Here is a 17,569-nt window from a genome sequence, read left to right on the forward strand (position 1 = left end):
TGGGGGCGGTGCCGGGTGCCGCGCCGCCATGCAGCTGGTCGAGCAGGGCCTCGAATTCGTCGTCCTCGATCATCGCGTCCGCCGACGGCGCAGGGGCAGGCGGCGGTGCCGCCGCGGGCGCGCCCTGCAGCTGATCGAGCAGCGCCTCGAACTCGTCGTCGCTGATCAGGTCTCCGCCGCCCGACGGCGACGCGGCGGCCGCCTGCGGCTGTGCCGGCGCAGCGGCCAGGCCGAACTGCGCGATCAGTGCCGGCGGCGCGTGCTGCGGCGCCGCGCCGGCGGAGACCGCGTCCAGCATCGCCTGCAGCCAGTCGATCGACTGCTGGGCGGCATCGAAATGACGCTCTTCCAGGCGCGCCTTGTCGCTGCGCACCGCGCCCAGGGTCTCCTCGGCGGCATGACACAGTTCCACGATCGGTTCGATGCCGAGGAAGCCAGCGCCGCCCTTGAGGGTGTGGAAGGCGCGGAACACGGCATTGAGCTGCTCGCGATCGCCCGGATCCTGCTCGAGCGCGACCAGTTGCTCGCCGAGCCGGTCGAGCAATTCGCGCGCCTCGACGATGAAGTCCGCGGCGATGTCCGGGGAGATCGCGCTCATCGCTACAGCCCCAGCCCCGACAGCAGTTCGTCGGCGTCGTCCTGGCTCACGCCGTGGCGGTCGACGCCGGGCAGGGCCGGGCCGCTGGCGCGGGTGGCGTCCGCGTCCGGCTTCGGCGGAAGCCCCAGCGCGCCGAAGCCCTCGTGCACGCGGCGCACGATCGAAGCCACCCGGCGGATGATCTGCCCGGTCAGGTCCTGGTAGCTCTGCGCCAGGGCCATCTCGCCCAGCTGCCCGCGGATCTGGGTCACCAGTTCCTCCTGGGCCGGGGCAAGGCCGGTCTGGCGCAGCTGCTCGACCAGGCCGCGGCAGGCCTCGGTGAGGTCGAGGGTGCGGTGGCTGGCAAGTTCGGTCATCGCCACCACGTGGTCCAGCCGCGCGCAGGCGTCGTCGAGCTCGCCGGCGGTGGCGGCCCCGGCGGCCGGCAGCTCGCCCAGCGCCTCGTCCAGTTCGCGGGCCAGGCGCCCCAGTCCGCGCACCAGCGGGCGCGCGCGCGCCTTGGCCAGGACGTCCACCTCGCGGCGCCACGCGGCCTCGTCGCCGCTTTCCAGCGCCTCGAGCGCGGTTCGGAGCCGCTCGATCAGGGCGGCATGTTCGTTGACGGTGTCCATCACGCGGCCGCCCCCAGCCGCTCGAAGATCTTCGAGAGCTTCTCTTCCAGAGTCTGCGCGGTGAACGGCTTGATGATGTAGCCGTTCACGCCGCACTGCGCGGCTTCGATGATCTGCTCGCGCTTGGCCTCTGCGGTCACCATCAGCACCGGCAGCGCGCGCAGCGCCGCGTCGGCGCGGATCTCGCGCAGCAGGTCGATGCCGGTCATGCCCGGCATGTTCCAGTCGGTGACCACGAAGTCGAAAGGCGCCTGGCGCAGTGCCGCCAGCGCGCTGTGGCCGTCCTCGGCCTCGGCGGTGTTGGTGAAGCCGAGATCGGCGAGCAGGTTGCGGATGATCCGGCGCATCGTCGAGAAGTCGTCGACGATCATGATGCGCATGTTCTTGTTCACTTGAGGCTCCAGTACTGAAAGGGGTGCAGGCAGGAAGGATCAGTCGTCGTCGCCGCCGAGGCCGGCGTCGGTCGCCTCGAACGCCTTCAGGCGTCCGCGCAGCCGCAGTACCGCCTGGCCATGGATCTGGCACACGCGCGACTCGCTCACGCCGAGCACGGCGCCGATCTCCTTGAGGTTGAGTTCCTGCTCGTAGTACAGCGACAGCACCAGCTGTTCGCGCTCGGGCAGCTGGCCGATGGCGCCGGCCAGTTCGCGGCCGAATTCGCTGCGCTCCAGGGCCCGCTCCGGGGTGGGGCCGCCGCGCGCGCTGGTCTCGACCTCGCCGTGGTCGTCGATGTGCGAATCCAGGCTCAGCACCTGGCCGCGCGCGGCGTTCTCCAGCAGCCGCTGGTACTCGGGCAGCGGCATGTCCATGCGCGCCGCGACCTGCTGCGCGCTGGCGGCGCGGCCGGTTTCCTGCTCGATGCTGCGCACCGCGGATGCGGCCTCGCGGGCGCGGCGGTGCACCGAGCGCGGCACCCAGTCGCCGCGGCGGATCTCGTCGATCATCGAGCCGCGGATGCGGATCGAGGCGTAGGTCTCGAACGAGGCCCCCTGGTCGGCGTCGTAGCTGCGCGAAGCCTCGATCAGGCCGATCATGCCGGCCTGGATCAGGTCGTCGACCTCGACGCTGGCGGGCAGCCGCGCGGCGAGGTGATGGGCGATGCGGCGCACCAGTTCCGAATGGCTGGCGACGTAGTCGCCGGCGGTGGCGCGCTGGACTTCTTTGTATTGCTGGGCGGCGACGTTCATGCCGGAGCTCCCTGCCTGATCATGCGTTCGACGAAGAATTCGACGTTCCCGCGCGGGGCCGCCGGCGCCTGCCAGCGGGAGGCGCGGCGGGCGATCTCGCTCAGCGCGCGCGCGGACGGACTTGCGGGGTAGGCGCGGACCACCGCCTGCTGGCGCTGCACCGCCAGGCGCAGCCAGTCGCACTGCGGCACCGCACCGAGATAGTTCAGCGAGACGTCGCCGATGAAGCGCTCGCAGACCCGCGACAGCTTGTCGTACAGCGCGCGTCCCTCGTTCTGGCTGCGCACCATGTTGGCGATCACCTGCACTCGGTTCACGCCGCGCTCGCGCGACAGCACCTTGATGAGGGCGTAGGCGTCGGTGATCGAGGCCGGCTCGTCGCAGACCACGATCGCCGCATCCTGCGCGGCCTGGCAGAAGGTCAGCACGCTGTCGGTGATGCCGGCGGCGGTATCGACCACCATCACGTCGAGGTCGCGCTCGAGATCGCTGAACACGTTGACCAGGCCGACGTGCTCGGCCGGCCGCAGCTCGGCCATGTGCCGCCGCCCCGAGGCGGCCGGCACCACCAGCAGGCCGGCCGGGCCTTCGATCAACACCTGCTCCAGGCTGCAACGCCCCGAGACCAGGTCGGCCAGGGTGTACTGCGGCGACAGCCCCAGCAGCACGTCGACGTTGGCCAGGCCGAGGTCGGCGTCGAGCAGCAGGGTGCGCTTGCCGAGCTCGGCCAGGGCGACGGCCAGGTTGACCGAGACATTGGTCTTGCCGACGCCGCCCTTGCCGCCGGTCACCGCCAGGGTGCGGATCGGCTGCATGGCGGGGGCGTCGAAACGACGGGACTCAGGCGACGACATGGTCGAGCTCCGGGGAGTTGGGGCGGTCGGCGGCGCGACGAAGATCCTCGAGGCGCAGTACCAGGTGGGCGGCGTTGGCGCGATGCAGATCGCCGGGCACCTGCTGGCCGTCGGTGATCCAGGTCAGGGGCAGCTCGTGGTCGACCACGGTCGACAGGGCGCTGCCCAGCCGTCCGGTCTCGTCGAGCTTGGTCAGCACCACGCCCTGGGGCCTGGCACCGTGGAACCGGCGCACCACCTCGTCGAGATCGGCGTGGTGCGAGTTGGCCGGCAGCACCAGCAGGGTGCGGACCTGGCGCGCGGCGCGCAGCCAGTTGAGCTGACCGGCCAGGGCGCGGTCGCGCTGGCTGAGGCCGGCGGTGTCGACCAGCACCAGCCGGTAGTCCTGCAGGCGCTGCAGCAGCTGCAGCAGGCCGGCCTCGCTGTCGGCCTCGTGCACCGCGATGCCGAGCTGGCGGCCATAGCTGTAGAGCTGCTCGCGGCCGCCGATGCGGGTGGTGTCGGTGGTCACCAGGGCGACGTCGCGGGCCTGGTGCTGGGAAGCGTAGAGCGCCGCGAGCTTGGCGATGGTGGTGGTCTTGCCGGCGCCGGTGGGACCGACCAGGGCGATCACCCCGGCCTCGTGCAGCGGATCGACCGGGCAGATCGGCAGGCGCTTGGAGATCAGCCCGAGCATCAGCCCGCGGCCGCGATGGGCCTCGGTGTCGGCGGGGATCTGCAGGGCCACGTCGCGGGTGATCCCGGCGTCGAAGCCGTAGTCGTCCATCAGCTCCATCGCCTGGGCGCGCACCGGCGAGCCGCGCAGCCGCTCGTCGGTCAGGCGCGCCATCTCGCGCTCGATCATCTGCCGCATCTGCGACAGCTCGTTGCGCATCTCCATCAGCTGCTCGTCGCTCGCGGCCGAGACCGGCGGCGGCGCGGGCGCAGCGACGGGCGTCGGCGCGGCTGCTTCGACCGGCTGCGGGGCCGGCGCCGCCGGGACATCGGCGAAGGCCGGCGCCGGGACGTCGGCCGGGGCGTGCACCGGAGCGGAGGCGACGTCTGCGGCCGTGGGCACACGGGCAGCGGCGAGCGCGGCGGCGAATTCGGGAGCCGGATCCACGGAGCGGACAGGCGGCGGCGCGGGACGGGGCTGCGGCATCGCCGCGGCGGCCGGCGCCGCGTCCCTGCCGCGCAGCGCTGCGAACGCGTCCACCGGCGCGGTGTCGGGGAGCGGAAACACCGCCCGTTGCGGCGCCGTGGCCTGCGGCGCGGCAGGCTCGCTGCGCGCCGTGTCGAGAGCCCGCTGCACCATCGCCTCGTCGTAGTTGCTGGCGGCGACGATTTCCACGCCGTCGTCGGTGCGGCGATTGGACAGGATCACCGCGTCCGGGCCGTGCTCGGCCCGCACCATCTGCAGCGCGGTGCGCATGTCTTGGGCGACGAAGCGTTTGATCTTCATGAGGTAGGGCCGGGAATGGGGAATCGGGAATCGGGAATGGAACAAGCGGGTCGCGCCGGACTTCGGTGGAGGACCCCGCCTCGGGTCGGTTGCTTGGCTATGGTTGCGATCACTGTTCTCTTCCTATTCGCGGGGAGCGCTCTGACGATTCCCCATTCCCGATTCACGATTCCCGGCCCTGTCAACTGATCGTCCCGACCAGCTTCAACCGCTTGTCCTCGGGAACTTCCGTGTAGGCCAGCACCGAGAGCGAGGGCACGCTGTGGCGGACCAGGCGCGCCAGCGCCGCACGGACCGTCGCGGGAACCAGCACCACCGCCGGCTCGTTGCTGGCTTCCTGCCTGCCCGCGCAGTCGGCCAGGCTCTGCTGCAGCCGTTCCGCCAGGCCGGGCTCCAGCGCGGCGCCGGAGCCTTGTGCGGAATCCTGCAAGACCCGTTCCAGCGCCGGCGCCAGGGTGAACACCGGCAGCTCCGGCGCCATGCCGGTGATCTCCTGGACGATGAAGCGGCCCAGCGCCGTGCGCACGGCGGCGGTGAGCTGGGCCGGCTCCTGGCTCTGCGCGGCATGCTCCACCAGCGACTCGACGATGCGGCGCAGCTGGCGCAGCGGGATGCGCTCGATCAGCAGGTTCTGCATCACCCGCACCACCACCGACAGCGGCAGCGCCTTCGGGGTCAGGTCCTCGACCAGCTTCGGCGCGCTCTTGCCCAGGGTGGCGAGCAGCTGCTGCACCTCCTCGTGGCCGAGCAGCTCCGGGGCCTGCTCGCGCACCAGGTGCGACAGGTGGGTGGCCATCACCGTGGCCGGGTCGACCACGGTGTAGCCGAGCGACTCGGCGTGGCTGCGCTGGTGCGGCTGGATCCAGACCGCGTCCAGCCCGAACGCCGGGTCCTTGCCGGGCACGCCCTCGATGGCGCCGAACGCGCCGCCCGGATCGAGCGCCAGCAGGCGGTCGGGATGGACCTCGGCGGTGGCCACCGGCACGCCGTGTACCAGCATGCGGTAACCGGACGGCGGTAGCTCGAGGTTGTCGCGGATGTGGACCGGGGGAATCAGGAAACCGATGTCCTGGGTGAGCTTGCGGCGCACCGCCTTGATCCGGGCCATCAGTTCGCCGCCCTGGGCCTTGTCCACCAGCGGGATCAGGCGGTAGCCGACCTCCAGGCCGAGCGGATCGACCGGGCGCAGCTCGTCCCAGCCCAGCTCCGCGGGGCCGGACTGCTCCGGTGCCGGCAGCGCCGGATCGTTGGCGGCCTGCTCGGCGTCGAGGGTCCGTCGCCGCATCTTCCAGGCCGCATAGCCGGTGAGCGCCGCCAGCGTCAGGAAAGCGACGTTGGGCATCCCCGGAACCAGGCCGACCACCAGCAGGATGCCGGCGGCGATCGCCAAGGCGCGGTACTGGCCGAACACCTGGCCGGTGACCGCGCCACCCATGTCCTGGCTGCGCGAGGCGCGGGTGACCAGCAGCGCCACCGCCGAGGACACCAGCAGCGACGGCAGCTGCGCTACCAGGCCGTCGCCGATCGACAGCAGCACATAGGTGCTGGCGGCGTCGCCCATCGACATGTCGTGGCTGAGCACGCCGATCGCCAGGCCCCCGATCAGGTTGATGAACAGGATCAGGATGCCGGCGATGGCGTCGCCGCGGACGAACTTGCTGGCGCCGTCCATCGCGCCGTAGAAGTCCGCTTCCTGGCGCACTTCCTCGCGGCGCGCCTTGGCTTCTTCGCGGGTCAGCATGCCGGCGTTGAGATCGGCGTCGATCGCCATCTGCTTGCCGGGCATGGCGTCGAGGATGAAGCGGGCGGTGACCTCGGACACGCGTCCGGCGCCCTTGGTGACCACCACGAAGTTGATGATGGTGAGGATCGCGAACACCACCAGCCCGACCGCGTAGTCGCCGCCGATCACGAACTCGCCGAAAGCTTCGATCACGTTGCCGGCGGCGGCGCTGCCATCGTGGCCGTTGAGCAGGATCACCCGGGTCGAGGCGACGTTGAGCGCCAGCCGCAGCATGGTGGTCACCAGCAGCACGATCGGGAAGATGCTGAAGTCCAGCGGCCGCTGCACGTAGACCACCGCCAGCAGCACCACCAGCGACAGCGCGATGTTGAAGCTGAACAGCGCGTCGAGCACCGGCGTGGCCAGCGGCACCACGATCATCGCCAGCAGCGCCAGCACCAGCAGCGGCGCGCCCAGGCCCTGGCGCAGGATGTCGAGGATGCGCCGGGCGTCCATCGGCGGGGCGGCGGCGCTCATCGCGGCGCCGCCCCGCCGCCGTGCTCGTCGACCTCGACGTCGTTCAACTGCGGCTGCGGGCCGGCGCCGGGGCGCCAGTTGCGCAGCTGGTAGACGTAGGACAGCACCTGGGCGACGGCGGCGTACAGCTTCACGGGGATCTCCTGGCCGATCTGGCCTTCCCGATACAAGACCCGTGCCAACGGCGGCGCCGAGACCAGCGCCACCCGGTGGCGCTCGCCGACCTCGCGGATGCGCAGCGCCATCTCGTCGACGCCCTTGGCCACGATCCGGGGGGCGCGCATGCTGCCGCCCTCGTATTTCAGGGCCACCGCGTAGTGGGTCGGATTGACCACGATCACGTCGGCGGTGGGGACGTCCTCCATCATCCGCCGCTGCGACATCTGTTGCTGCAACTGGCGGATGCGGCCCTTGACCTCGGGCTTGCCCTCCAGCTCCTTCATTTCCTCGCGCAGTTCCTGGCGGGTCATCTTCAGCTTCCGCCGCCAGTTCCACTTCTGGTAGGGCGCGTCGATCGAGCCCAGCAGCGCCAGCGCCGCAGCGGTGGCCAGCATCATGGTCAGGGCGAAGCCCAGGCCGCTGCTTGCGGCCTGCTCGAGCGGCTGGTTGAGCATCGAGCGCAGCAGGTGCACGCCGGGCCACATGCACAGCGCGGCGGCGCTGCCGACCAGCAGCACGCGCAACAGCGACTTGAGCAGTTCGGCCAGGCCTTCCGGCCCGTAGATGCGCTTGAGCCCGGCCAGCGGGTTGAGACGCTTGAAGTCCGGCACCAGCGATTTGCTGGCGAAGTTCAGGCCGCCCATCAGTACCGGTGCGGCGAAACAGGCCACTACCGCCACCGCCATCAGCGGCGCCATCGCCAGCAGCAGCCGCAGCAGCAGCAGCCCGGCGTGGCCGAACATTTCGGTGGGCGCGTCGCGCAGGCCGAGGTCCGGGCTGAGCGCGGCCCGCATCCATTCCAGCGCGCCGCGCGCCATCATCCCGCCGCCGCCCAGCAGCGCCAGCACCGCGCCGCCGAACACCGCGGCGGTGCCCAGTTCGCGCGAGCGCGGCACATCGCCTTTCTCGCGCGCCTCGCGCAGGCGTTTTTCGCTGGGCTGTTCGGTCTTTTCCTGGCCGTTCTCGTTCTCGGCCATCGCCGGGCGTCCTGCAGGGGAGGGGAGGGGTCACTCCACCGTGCAAGGCCCGTGCCGTCGCGGCATGCCCCGGGGCGGCGCGCCGCCGATGGCGGGCGGCTCAGGGGGCGTAGACGCGACCGGAGGCCTCGAACGCCTGGTCGAACAGCCGCTGCACCGGCGGCCCGAGTTCGCCGGCCAGCAGCGCCAGCAGGAACATGCCCAGCAGCACCGCCACGGGCAATCCCAGCTGGATCGGGTTGAGCGCCGGGGCGGCGCGCGCCAGCACCCCGAACGCCAGGTTCGACGCCAGCATCGCCACCATCACCGGCAGCGCCAGGCCGAGCGCGCCGCGCAGCACGGCGGAGAAGAACGCAGGCGCCACCTCCAGCATCGCCTGGGTGTCGGGCAGGCCGACGCCGATCGGCAACGCCTCGTAGCTGCGCACGAGCAGCGCGATCATCGCCAGATGGCCGTTGGCGGCGAAGAACAGCAGCCCGAACGCCATGTAGAACCACTGCCCGATCACGCCGGAGTTGACCCCGCGCAGCGGGTCGCTCATCTGCGCGAACGCCAGCCCGGTGCCCTGCGAGATCAGTTCTCCGGCAAGGGCCCCGGCCTCGAACACCAGCCGCAGCATGAATCCCATGGCCACGCCGATCGCCAGCTCGCGGGCGACGGTCAGCACCGTGGCCGCGTCGAAGCCGGTCCAGTCGGGCACCGGCGGCAGGATCGGCGCCAGCGCCGCGGCCAGCGCCAGCGATGCCAGCACCCGGATCCGCGCGGGAAGCGCGCGGGTGCCGATCAGCGGCATCGCCATCAGCAGCGCGCCGACGCGCAGGCCCGTCCACAGCAGCGCCCCGATCATGGCGAAGGCCTGCTGGCCATCGATGGCCATGGCGGTGGCGGTGTCCATCAGCCGATCAGGTGCGGGATCCGCTGGAACAGCGTCACCGTGTAGTCGACCAGATAGATCAGCAGGAAGCTGCCGAGCGCGAACAGCGCCGCGGTCAGTGCCGCCGCCTTGGCGATGAAGGCGATGGTCGGCTCGTTGAGCTGGGTGGCCGCCTGCACCACGCCGACGACCACGCCGACCACCAGCACCGTCATCAGCAGCGGACCGCCGACCCACAGCGCAACCTGCAGGCCGAGGCGAAGTTCGGTGAGGGCGAGTTCGGGAGTCATCGAAGGGCCGGGAATCGGGAATCGGGAATGGAAAATCGGAAAACGAGCGCGAAGCCGGTGATCGGAATCGGAAGGAGATGGTGGAATTCGTTGGATTTCACGATTCCCGATTCCCCATTCCCGCTAGCTTCAGTTGAAACTCGCCGCCAGCGTGCCGACGGTAAGAACCCACCCGTCGACGAGCACGAACAGCAGGATCTTGAACGGCGCCGAGACCAGCATGGGCGAGAGCATCATCATGCCCATCGACATCAGCACGCTCGCCACCACCAGGTCGATGATGATGAACGGGATGAAGATCAGGAAGCCGATCTCGAAGGCGGTCTTCAGCTCGCTGGTGACGAACGAGGCCACCAGCACCTGGAACGGTACGTCGGCGGGGCCGGAGTAGGTGTCGTGGCCGGCCAGGCCGGCGAAGGTCATCAGGTCGGTCTCGCGCACCTGAGCCAGCATGAAGTTGCGCAGCGGCTCGCTGCCCAGGGTCCAGGCCGCGCGGAAGTCGATCTCGCCGTTGAGATAGGGGCCGAACCCGGCGCTCCACGCCTGCTCCCACACCGGGGTCATCACCAGCGCGGTGAGGAACAGCGCCAGACCCACCAGCACCTGATTGGAGGGCGTCTGGCCGGTGCCGAGCGCCTGCCGCAGCAGGCCGAGCACGATGATGATCCGGGTGAACGCGGTGAGCACCAGCAGCATCGACGGGATCAGGGTGATCGCCGTCATCACCAGCAGTGTCTGCAGCGGCAGGCTCACCGGTTGCTCGCCGATGTTGGCCACGGTGATGTCGGGCAGCGCCGGCAGCTGCGGCGCGGCGGCGGGCGCCGCCAGCGACAGCAGCGGCAGGGCGAACAGCAGCAGCCCGGAGAGGGCGATCGGCCAGCGGCGGAACATGTCAGGAATCCTTGCGCAGCCGCTGGGCCAGCAGCTGGGAGAAGTCGGGAAGTTTCTTGAACTGCGGCATCTGCGCCGGCGCAGGCTCGGGCAGCGGCTGCGCGAGCCGGTACAGGGTGCTCACCGAGCCGGGCCCGACGCCGAGCAGCAGCTGGTCGTCGCCGACCTGCACCACCACCGCGCGCTCCTTGGCGCCGAGCTGCAGGCTGGCGACGATACGTAGCCCGTCGGCCTGGCGAAAGCCGCCGCCCGGCATGCGCTTGAGCAGCCAGGCCAGGCCGACGATCAGGCCGAGCACCAGCACCAGGGCGAAGAACCCGCCGACCAGGCCGGGGCCCGAGGGCGCGTGGGCACCGACCTTGACGGCGGCCGGCGCCGCGGTCGTGGCTGCGGCAAGGATCACCGCAGCCTCCGGATCCGCTCGCTCGGGCTGACCACGTCGGTCAGGCGCACGCCGAAGCGATCGTTGATCACGACCACCTCGCCGTGGGCGATCAGGGTGCCGTTGACGTAGACGTCGAGCGGCTCGCCGGCACCGCGCTCCAGCTCGATCACCGAGCCGCGGTTGAGCTGCAGCAGGTTGCGGATCGGCATGCGGGTGCGGCCGACTTCCAGCGACAGCGCCACCGGCACGTCGAGGATCATGTCCAGGCTCAGGTCCTGGGCCTCGCCGCCGGCGTCGGGCTGCAGGTCGTCGAACTGGGCGGGGCTGGCCGCCATGGCGTCGTTGGGGCTCATGCTTGCGATTCCTGGGTGTCTGGGAGGCGCGCCGGCTCGGTGCCGGGCGGTTTGGTGGCGACGATCTTCACGACGTTGTTGCCGTTGGCGGTGCCGAACTCTCCGGTGAACACGGGGATGTTCTCCACGCACACCGGCACGTGACGCGGCAGGTCGATCGGCAGGATGTCGCCGACCTTCAGGCGGGTGAGCTGGCGCAGGTCGATGCGCTTCTTCGCCAGCACGCTGGAGACGGTGACCTCGGCCGACTGCAGCTGCTCGCGCAGCATCTCGTTCCAGCTGTCGTCGCGGTCGATGCGGTCGCTCTGGATGCCGGCGTCGAGCAGCTCGCGAATCGGCTCGAGCATCGAGTAGGGCAGGGTGACGTGGATCTCGCCACCGCCCCCTTCCAGCTCGACGTGGAAGCGGCTGACCACCACGTACTCGCGCGGGGTGACGATGTTGGCGAAGTGCGGGTTGACCTCGGAGTTGATGTACTCGAACTGCACGTCCAGCACCGGCGCCCAGGCCTCGGCCAGGTCGGCGAAGGTCTGCTTGAGCATCAGCTGGATCACCCGCATTTCGGTCGGGGTGAACTCGCGCCCCTCGATCCGGGTGGGGTAGCGGCCGTCGCCGCCGAAGAAGTTGTCGACCACGCTGAAGACGAGCTTGGGCTCGAACACGATCAGCCCGGTACCGCGCAGCGGCTTGAAGCGGATCAGGTTGAGATTGGTGGGCACGTAGAGCTGGTGCAGATAGTCGCCGAACTTGACCAGCTCGATGCCGCGCACCGACAGGTCGGCGGAGCGACGGATCAGATTGAACAGGCCGATGCGCCAGAGCCGCACGAAGCGCTCGTTGACCATCTCCAGGGTCGGCATCCGGCCGCGGATGATGCGGTCCTGGCTGGCGAAGTCGTACGAGGCGACCTCGCCGGGGGCGGGCTCCGGCTCGGTATCGACGACGCCAGAGTCCACGCCGTGGAGCAGCGCGTCGATCTCGTCCTGGGAGAGCAGGTCGTTGCTCATGGAGTGCCTACTGGGTGACGAAGCTGGTGAACAGGAGCGCGTCGGCGCCGGGGCGGCCGGTCTCGGCCTCGAGCAGTTGCTGCACCTCGGCCAGCGCCGCGGCCTGCAGGCGTTCCCTGCCGGCGCGGTCGGCGATGCCGGCGCTGGTCTGCTGCGAGAACAGCATCAGCAGGTGCGCGCGGATCGCCGGGGCGTGCTGCTCCAGCGCGGCGAACGCGACCGGGTCGCGGGTCATCAGCTGCACCTCGACCTGCAGGTAGCGCGGGCCGTTAGCGGGGCCGGAGAGGTTGACCACGAACGGCGGGTTGAGCGGGAAATACTGCGCCGGGGCGGGCAGGGCCGCGGCCGGGTCGGCTCCGGCGCCGCGCGCGAACAGGAACCAGGCGGCTCCGGCGGCGATGGCGACGGCCACGGCGACGGCGGCGATGACGAGCAGCTTGCGGCTGCCCTTCTTCGGGGCGGCGGTCTCGGGTTTGGCGGTGTCTGCGGCTGCGGCCACGTCGGGGTCTCGTTGCGGGGTACGCCAGACAGATGCAATCGGCGTGCCGCGACGGCGGCGGAAATCCGGCGGCCCGCGGCCGCGGGCGGAAATCCTCGTTTTCGGGTTCTCGCCCAGGAGGCGCCGCGGTACCGGAGGCGTTCGGCGCGCCGGAATCCCGACGCGGCGGCGGCCGTCGCAGCGCGCGCCGACGGCGGATGGCCTCCCGTGTAGGAGCGTGCCATGCACGCGAAGGCCGGCGCGGTCGCCCACGCCGGGAATCACCGCCAACTCGGACGAAGCCACCCGCGGCTTTCGCGGCCATGGGCCGCTCCTACAGGGCCGCGGTCGCTCGAGCCGACGGGTGGGCGTCCACCTGGACGGAGAGGCCTGTACCTGCAGGAGCGTGCCATGCACGCGAAGGCCGGCGCGGTCAGCGACACCCGGGAGCGCCGCCACCCCGGCTGGAACCTCCCGCGGCTTCGCGGCCATGGGCCGCTCCTACGGACGAGCCGCCTCGGCCTTCCGCCGGTGCGCCGAGGCCGCCGCTGCGGGACCGCCTGATGCGTGCGTCACGCGTAGGCGTCGACGAGTCCGCGAGAAGCGGGCATCGCCGGCAATGGCGGCTGCGCCGCACCATCCTCGCCGCCGCCGCCGCCGGTAGCGTCGCCCCGCTCACGCGCGGTGGCGCCGTCGTGCCGCGACTGCTGGCCGACGTCGGCGTGGGCGAGCTGGAAGCCGTGGGCGCCGAGCATCTCGCGCAGGCGCGGCAGGCTCGCCTCCAGCGCCTGGCGCACTTCGGCCTGGGCGCTGCTGAAATCGGCGCTGACGCGATCGCCATCCAGGCGGATCCGCACATCGATCGGGCCGAGGTCGTGCGGGGTGATGCGGATCTGGGCGTGGCCGACCTTCTGGTCGGCAAGCCAGTGCAGGCGCGCGCCGACGGCTTCGGCGAAGTCGTCGCCGTGCAGGTTCGGAGTCGGGGTGGGCGGCGGCGCGAGCGCCGCGGGGGCTTCGCGCGCCGCCTGTACCGGGGTTGCCGGCGCGACCAGGAAGCTGGGCGGCGGCGCCTCTCCATCCCCCCCGCCGTCGGCGAGCAAGAGCGGTTCGAACGCCACCGGGGGCGCCGCCGGGGCGGCAACGGGCGCGGCCTGTGGAGCCGGCTGCATCTGCGCGGTGGCGGCGAGGACGCCCGGCGCAGGGGGCTGCCGCGCCGTCAGCGCGGGGACTGCCGGGGCGACTGCAGCCTCTGCATCGCCGTCGGCGTTGGTCGCGGCCAACTGCGCCCACGCGACGGCAGCGGCATCGGCGTCGAGCTCCACTCCGGCGGCCGCGTCCGCCGCGCCGGCTGGCGCCAGGGCGACCAGCCCGAGCGCTGCCAGCCCCTGCGGCGGCCACGGCTGCGCGGCATTGGCGGCCGCGGCGGCGTCGGTTGCGGTCTCGTCGGCTCTCTCGTCGTCGTGCGTGGCAGCGGGGCGTGCCGGGTCGCCGGCGCCGCCGGGGCCATCGTCGCGCGCACCGGCTCGGGCCGGATCGTGCGGGCGCTGCTGCGCCGCGCGGTTGTCGCCGCCGGCGGACGGCCGCCGCTCCGGTCCGCGCTCGATCATGCGCGCGAACGGACTGGGCGCACCGTCGCCGCTACCGCCCCGGTGCGCGCCGGGACCGCGCGCCGCGCCGGTGGCCGCCTGCGCGGCCGGATCGAAGCCGGGCATGTTCATCACTGGTTTCCTTCGTTGGCGGCGATCGCCTGCGCGCGCATGCGGCGCGCGCCGAGATCGTCCATTTCGCGCTGGCTGCGGCGTTCGTCGACCTGGCGTTCCTGCGTCCGGTAGCTGGCGGCGAGCTGTTCGAGCACCTGCTTGTCGCGGCTGGCCAGCAGCAGGCGGGTGCGCTCCACCTCGACCGTGCGGCGGCTGCTGTCGACGGTGCGGCTCTGCTGTTCCACCGCGCTCTCCAGGCGCTCCAGGAACGCACGGTGGTTGGCCAGCTGCGCCGGGCTGGTCGCCGCGCTGCCGTTGCTGCCGTACTCGTCGGCATAGCGGCGCAGTTCCTCCAGGCGCTGCTCGTGCAGCGCCAGGGCGCGCTGGCGTTCGGCGAGATCGCGCGCGATGGCGTCCTCTTGCTCCTGCGCGCGCAGCAGCAGCGGGTCGATCCGGCGGGACTGCATCATGCGGGGACTTCCTCGGTTGAAGCGGATGGCGCCGCGGGCGGCGCCGGTTCGAGCAGGCGGGCGAGCGCGTCGCGGCTGTGGCCGAGGTCGGCAGCGTGGGCGACGTCCTGGCCGAGGAAGGCCATGATCTCGGGCCAGCGCTCCAGCGCCTCGTCCACGGCCGGATCGCCGCCGCGCTGGTAGGCGCCGATGGCGATCAGGTCGCGATGGCTGTTGTAGGCCGAAACCAGGCGCTTGAGCGCACGGATGCGCCCGCGCCAGGCCTCGTCGGCGATCTCGGTGACCACGCGGCTGACCGAGGCTTCGACGTCGATCGCCGGGTACAGGCCGGCATCGGCGATCCGCCGCGACAGCAGGATGTGGCCGTCGAGGATGGCGCGGGCGGCGTCGGCGATCGGGTCCTGGGGGTCGTCGCCCTCGGTGAGGACGGTGTAGAAGGCGGTGATGGAGCCCCGCCCGGCGGCGCCGTTGCCGGCGCGTTCCACCAGTGCCGGCAGCCGTGCGAACACCGACGGCGGATAGCCGCGGGTGGTCGGCGGCTCGCCGACCGACAGGCCGATTTCGCGCTGCGCCTGGGCGAAGCGGGTCAGCGAGTCCATCAGCAGCAGTACGTTCAGGCCCTGGTCGCGGAACCATTCGGCGATCGCGGTGGCGCGGTAGGCGCCCTGCAGGCGCGCCAGCGGCGGACGGTCGGCCGGAGCGGCAACCACGACCGCGCGGCGCAGGCCTTCCTCGCCCAGGGTGCTCTCGACGAAGTCGCGCACCTCGCGGCCGCGTTCGCCGATCAGGCCGACCACGATCACGTCGGCGGCGGTGTAGCGGGTCATCATGCCCAGCAACGTCGACTTGCCGACGCCGGAGCCGGCGAACAGGCCGACGCGCTGGCCGCGGCCGATCGGCAGCAGGGCGTTGATCGCGCGCACGCCGACGTCGAGCGGCTGGATGATCGGCTCGCGCGCCAGCGGGTTGATGGTCTGTCCGGCCAGGCCCACGGTGGCCTCCGAGCGCAGCGGCCCCTTGCCGTCCAGCGGCACGCCGTCGCTGTCGATCACCCGGCCCAGCAGGCCTTCGCCGACCTCGACCCGGCCGCGCCGGCGCAGCGGCACCACCCTGGCGTTGGGCAGCAGGCCGTGCAGCTCGGCGCTGGGCATCAGGTAGATCCGCTCGCCGGCGAACCCGACCACCTCGGCGTCGACCCAGCCGCCGTCGGCGACCTCGACCCGGCAGGTGGCGCCCAGCGGCGCTTCGCAGCCGACCGCCTCCAGGGTCAGGCCGACCGCGCGGCGCAGGATGCCCTCGCGGATCAGGCCGCGGCCGGCGGCCGGGTCGGGACCGGTGGCGCCCAGGCGCGTGGCCAGGCGCAGGTTGCGCGCGGCCAGCCAGTCGGCCGGGATCGCGGTGCCGCTACGGACGGCGGCAGGCGTGGCGGCGCTCATGCGCGCGCCCCGGCGCGGTGGATCACGGTCTCGAGCGCGCCGCGCAGGCGTGCATCCAGGGTGCCGTCGATGCGCACGCTCTCGGCGTGCAGGCGCAGGTCGCCGCGGGCCAGGGCGTGGTCGGCGACCAGCCGCGTGGCCGGCATCAGCGACAGCACCGGGGTCAATGCAGCGATGTCGTCGGGGTGCAGGCGCACCTCGACATCGCGGCCGGCGCCGCCAACGGCGTCGACCGCCTCGCCGACCAGCTCCGAGAGCAGCATCGGGTCGGCCTGGTAGGCGCGCCCGACCAGGCTGCCGGCGATGCGTACCGCCAGGTCGCCGAGCGCGGCGACCACCTCGTCCTCGAGCCGCGCGAGCGGGCGCGAGAAATTGTCGAGGATGCCCTCGATCTGCGCGGTCAGCCGCCGCACTTCGGCCTGGCCCTGGGCATAGCCTTCCGCATGCCCGGCTTCCAGGCCCGCTTCGTGGCCCTCGCGGCGCGCGTCCTCGGCGATCTGCTGGATCTCCTGCAGGCTCGGCGGCCGCGGGATCTCTTCCTCGAACCGGGCCGGATCCGGCGCGGCATCCATCGCCGGCGCCAGCCAGCGCACCGCAGCGCTCATACCAGCTCCTCGGCGGCACCGCCGCTCAGGGCGATGGCGCCCTCGTCGGACAGACGCCGCACGATCGCCAGGATCTCCTTCTGCGCCGCCTCGACGTCGGACAGCCGTACCGGCCCGCGCGCCTCCATGTCCTCGACCAGGATCTCGGCCGCGCGTTGCGACATGTTCTTGGTGATCTTGTCGCGGACCTTGGTGTCGGCGCCGCGCAGGGCGATGCCGAGGCGCTCGCCGTTGACCTCGCGCAGCACGATCTGCAGCTCGCGGTCGTCGAGATCGACCAGGTCGTCGAACACGAACATCAGGTCCTGGATGCGCTGGCCGAGCTGCTGGTCGACCTTGTTGATCGCCCCCAGGATCGACTGGTCCTGGCCCGAGTCCATGAAGTTGAGGATATTGGCGGCCACCTTGATCCCGCCGACATTGGACGACTTCAGGTTCTGGTTGCCGGCGAACTGCCGCTCCATGATCTCGTTGAGCTCGTTGAGCGCGTTCGGCGGGATGCCGTCGAGGGTGGCGATGCGCAGCAGCACGTCGGCGCGGGTGCGCTCGGGCATCAGCTGCAGGGTCTCGGCGGCCTGGTCGCTGTCCAGGTGGGAGAGCACGATGGCGATGATCTGCGGGTGCTCGTTGCGGACCAGATCGTAGATCGCGCGCGGGTCCATCCACTTGAGCGTGTCCAGCCCGGTGGTGTTGCGCCCCAGCAGGATGCGGTCGATCAGCCCGCCGGCCTTGTCGGCCCCGAGCGCCTGGATCAGCACGTTGCGGATGTAGTCGTCGGCGCCGACGCCGAGCGAGGTCTGGCGCTCCAGCTCGCCCTTGAAGTCGTCCATCACCCCGAGCACCTGCTCGCGGGTCACGCCGCTCATGGTGGCCATCGCCAGGCCGAGCTTCTGCACTTCCTTGGCGGCCATGTGCTTGAGCACCTCGGCGGCATCGGCCTCGCCGAGCGAGAGCAGCAGCACGGCGGCGCGCTGCACGCCGGTCATGTCGGAG

The 17,569-nt window shown here is 71.7% G+C and carries 20 protein-coding genes; all 20 read right to left on the minus strand.

The window, feature by feature from the left end:
• Positions 1–598, minus strand: a 598-nt coding sequence (locus tag H0E84_RS15980) for an Hpt domain-containing protein (RefSeq protein ID WP_180679647.1), incomplete at its 3' end; no start/stop codon positions are given.
• Between the two features lie 2 nt (positions 599–600).
• Positions 601–1,209, minus strand: coding sequence for a protein phosphatase CheZ (locus tag H0E84_RS15985; protein WP_180679648.1), 609 nt, complete (start codon positions 1,207–1,209; stop codon positions 601–603).
• Positions 1,209–1,601: a chemotaxis response regulator CheY gene (cheY, locus tag H0E84_RS15990; RefSeq protein WP_180679649.1), complete on the minus strand. Its 393-nt coding sequence runs from the start codon at positions 1,599–1,601 to the stop codon at positions 1,209–1,211. Before cheY ends, H0E84_RS15985 begins: the two co-directional genes overlap by 1 nt.
• 39 nt (positions 1,602–1,640) lie before the next feature.
• Positions 1,641–2,396, minus strand: a complete 756-nt coding sequence (locus tag H0E84_RS15995; RefSeq protein ID WP_180679650.1) for an RNA polymerase sigma factor FliA — start codon at positions 2,394–2,396, stop codon at positions 1,641–1,643.
• Complete coding sequence (locus tag H0E84_RS16000; RefSeq protein WP_180679651.1) at positions 2,393–3,250, minus strand: P-loop NTPase; 858 nt, start codon at positions 3,248–3,250, stop codon at positions 2,393–2,395. The genes H0E84_RS15995 and H0E84_RS16000 overlap by 4 nt, the downstream gene beginning before the upstream one ends.
• Positions 3,237–4,691, minus strand: coding sequence for a flagellar biosynthesis GTPase FlhF (flhF, locus tag H0E84_RS16005; RefSeq protein ID WP_180679652.1), 1,455 nt, complete (start codon positions 4,689–4,691; stop codon positions 3,237–3,239). Before flhF ends, H0E84_RS16000 begins: the two co-directional genes overlap by 14 nt.
• A gap of 181 nt (positions 4,692–4,872) precedes the next feature.
• On the minus strand, positions 4,873–6,930 hold the full coding sequence (gene flhA, locus H0E84_RS16010) for a flagellar biosynthesis protein FlhA (RefSeq protein WP_180679792.1): 2,058 nt from the start codon (positions 6,928–6,930) through the stop codon (positions 4,873–4,875).
• Positions 6,931–6,947: 17 nt separating this feature from the next.
• Positions 6,948–8,087, minus strand: coding sequence for a flagellar biosynthesis protein FlhB (flhB, locus tag H0E84_RS16015; protein WP_180679653.1), 1,140 nt, complete (start codon positions 8,085–8,087; stop codon positions 6,948–6,950).
• Positions 8,088–8,187: 100 nt separating this feature from the next.
• Entirely contained in the window at positions 8,188–8,982 is a 795-nt protein-coding gene (gene fliR / locus H0E84_RS16020) for a flagellar biosynthetic protein FliR (protein WP_180679654.1), read from the minus strand.
• On the minus strand, positions 8,982–9,251 hold the full coding sequence (locus tag H0E84_RS16025; protein ID WP_180679655.1) for a flagellar biosynthetic protein FliQ: 270 nt from the start codon (positions 9,249–9,251) through the stop codon (positions 8,982–8,984). Before H0E84_RS16025 ends, fliR begins: the two co-directional genes overlap by 1 nt.
• Positions 9,252–9,380: 129 nt before the next feature.
• Entirely contained in the window at positions 9,381–10,142 is a 762-nt protein-coding gene (gene fliP / locus H0E84_RS16030) for a flagellar type III secretion system pore protein FliP (RefSeq protein WP_180679656.1), read from the minus strand.
• Between the two features lies 1 nt (position 10,143).
• Positions 10,144–10,545 (minus strand): flagellar biosynthetic protein FliO, encoded by a 402-nt coding sequence (gene fliO / locus H0E84_RS16035; protein ID WP_180679657.1) that lies wholly within the window; start codon positions 10,543–10,545, stop codon positions 10,144–10,146.
• Positions 10,542–10,880 carry a flagellar motor switch protein FliN gene (gene fliN, locus H0E84_RS16040; protein WP_180679658.1) on the minus strand — a complete coding sequence of 113 codons (339 nt, stop codon included), beginning with the start codon at positions 10,878–10,880 and terminating at the stop codon, positions 10,542–10,544. Before fliN ends, fliO begins: the two co-directional genes overlap by 4 nt.
• Positions 10,877–11,887, minus strand: coding sequence for a flagellar motor switch protein FliM (gene fliM / locus H0E84_RS16045; RefSeq protein ID WP_180679659.1), 1,011 nt, complete (start codon positions 11,885–11,887; stop codon positions 10,877–10,879). Before fliM ends, fliN begins: the two co-directional genes overlap by 4 nt.
• Positions 11,888–11,894: 7 nt before the next feature.
• Positions 11,895–12,386 (minus strand): flagellar basal body-associated FliL family protein, encoded by a 492-nt coding sequence (locus tag H0E84_RS20555; protein ID WP_180679660.1) that lies wholly within the window; start codon positions 12,384–12,386, stop codon positions 11,895–11,897.
• Positions 12,387–12,937: 551 nt separating this feature from the next.
• Complete coding sequence (locus tag H0E84_RS20245; RefSeq protein WP_219339785.1) at positions 12,938–14,083, minus strand: flagellar hook-length control protein FliK; 1,146 nt, start codon at positions 14,081–14,083, stop codon at positions 12,938–12,940.
• Complete coding sequence (gene fliJ, locus H0E84_RS16060) at positions 14,083–14,535, minus strand: flagellar export protein FliJ (protein ID WP_180679661.1); 453 nt, start codon at positions 14,533–14,535, stop codon at positions 14,083–14,085. Before fliJ ends, H0E84_RS20245 begins: the two co-directional genes overlap by 1 nt.
• A complete protein-coding gene (gene fliI, locus H0E84_RS16065; protein ID WP_180679662.1) occupies positions 14,532–15,971 on the minus strand; it encodes a flagellar protein export ATPase FliI in 1,440 nt (479 codons plus the stop codon). Before fliI ends, fliJ begins: the two co-directional genes overlap by 4 nt.
• Positions 15,968–16,576: a FliH/SctL family protein gene (locus H0E84_RS16070; protein WP_180679663.1), complete on the minus strand. Its 609-nt coding sequence runs from the start codon at positions 16,574–16,576 to the stop codon at positions 15,968–15,970. Before H0E84_RS16070 ends, fliI begins: the two co-directional genes overlap by 4 nt.
• On the minus strand, positions 16,573–17,562 hold the full coding sequence (fliG, locus tag H0E84_RS16075) for a flagellar motor switch protein FliG (RefSeq protein WP_257644265.1): 990 nt from the start codon (positions 17,560–17,562) through the stop codon (positions 16,573–16,575). The genes H0E84_RS16070 and fliG overlap by 4 nt, the downstream gene beginning before the upstream one ends.
• Positions 17,563–17,569 lie beyond the last annotated feature (7 nt).

It is taken from the genome of Luteimonas salinisoli (genome assembly GCF_013425525.1).
GTDB classification, from domain to species: Bacteria; Pseudomonadota; Gammaproteobacteria; order Xanthomonadales; family Xanthomonadaceae; genus Luteimonas; species Luteimonas salinisoli.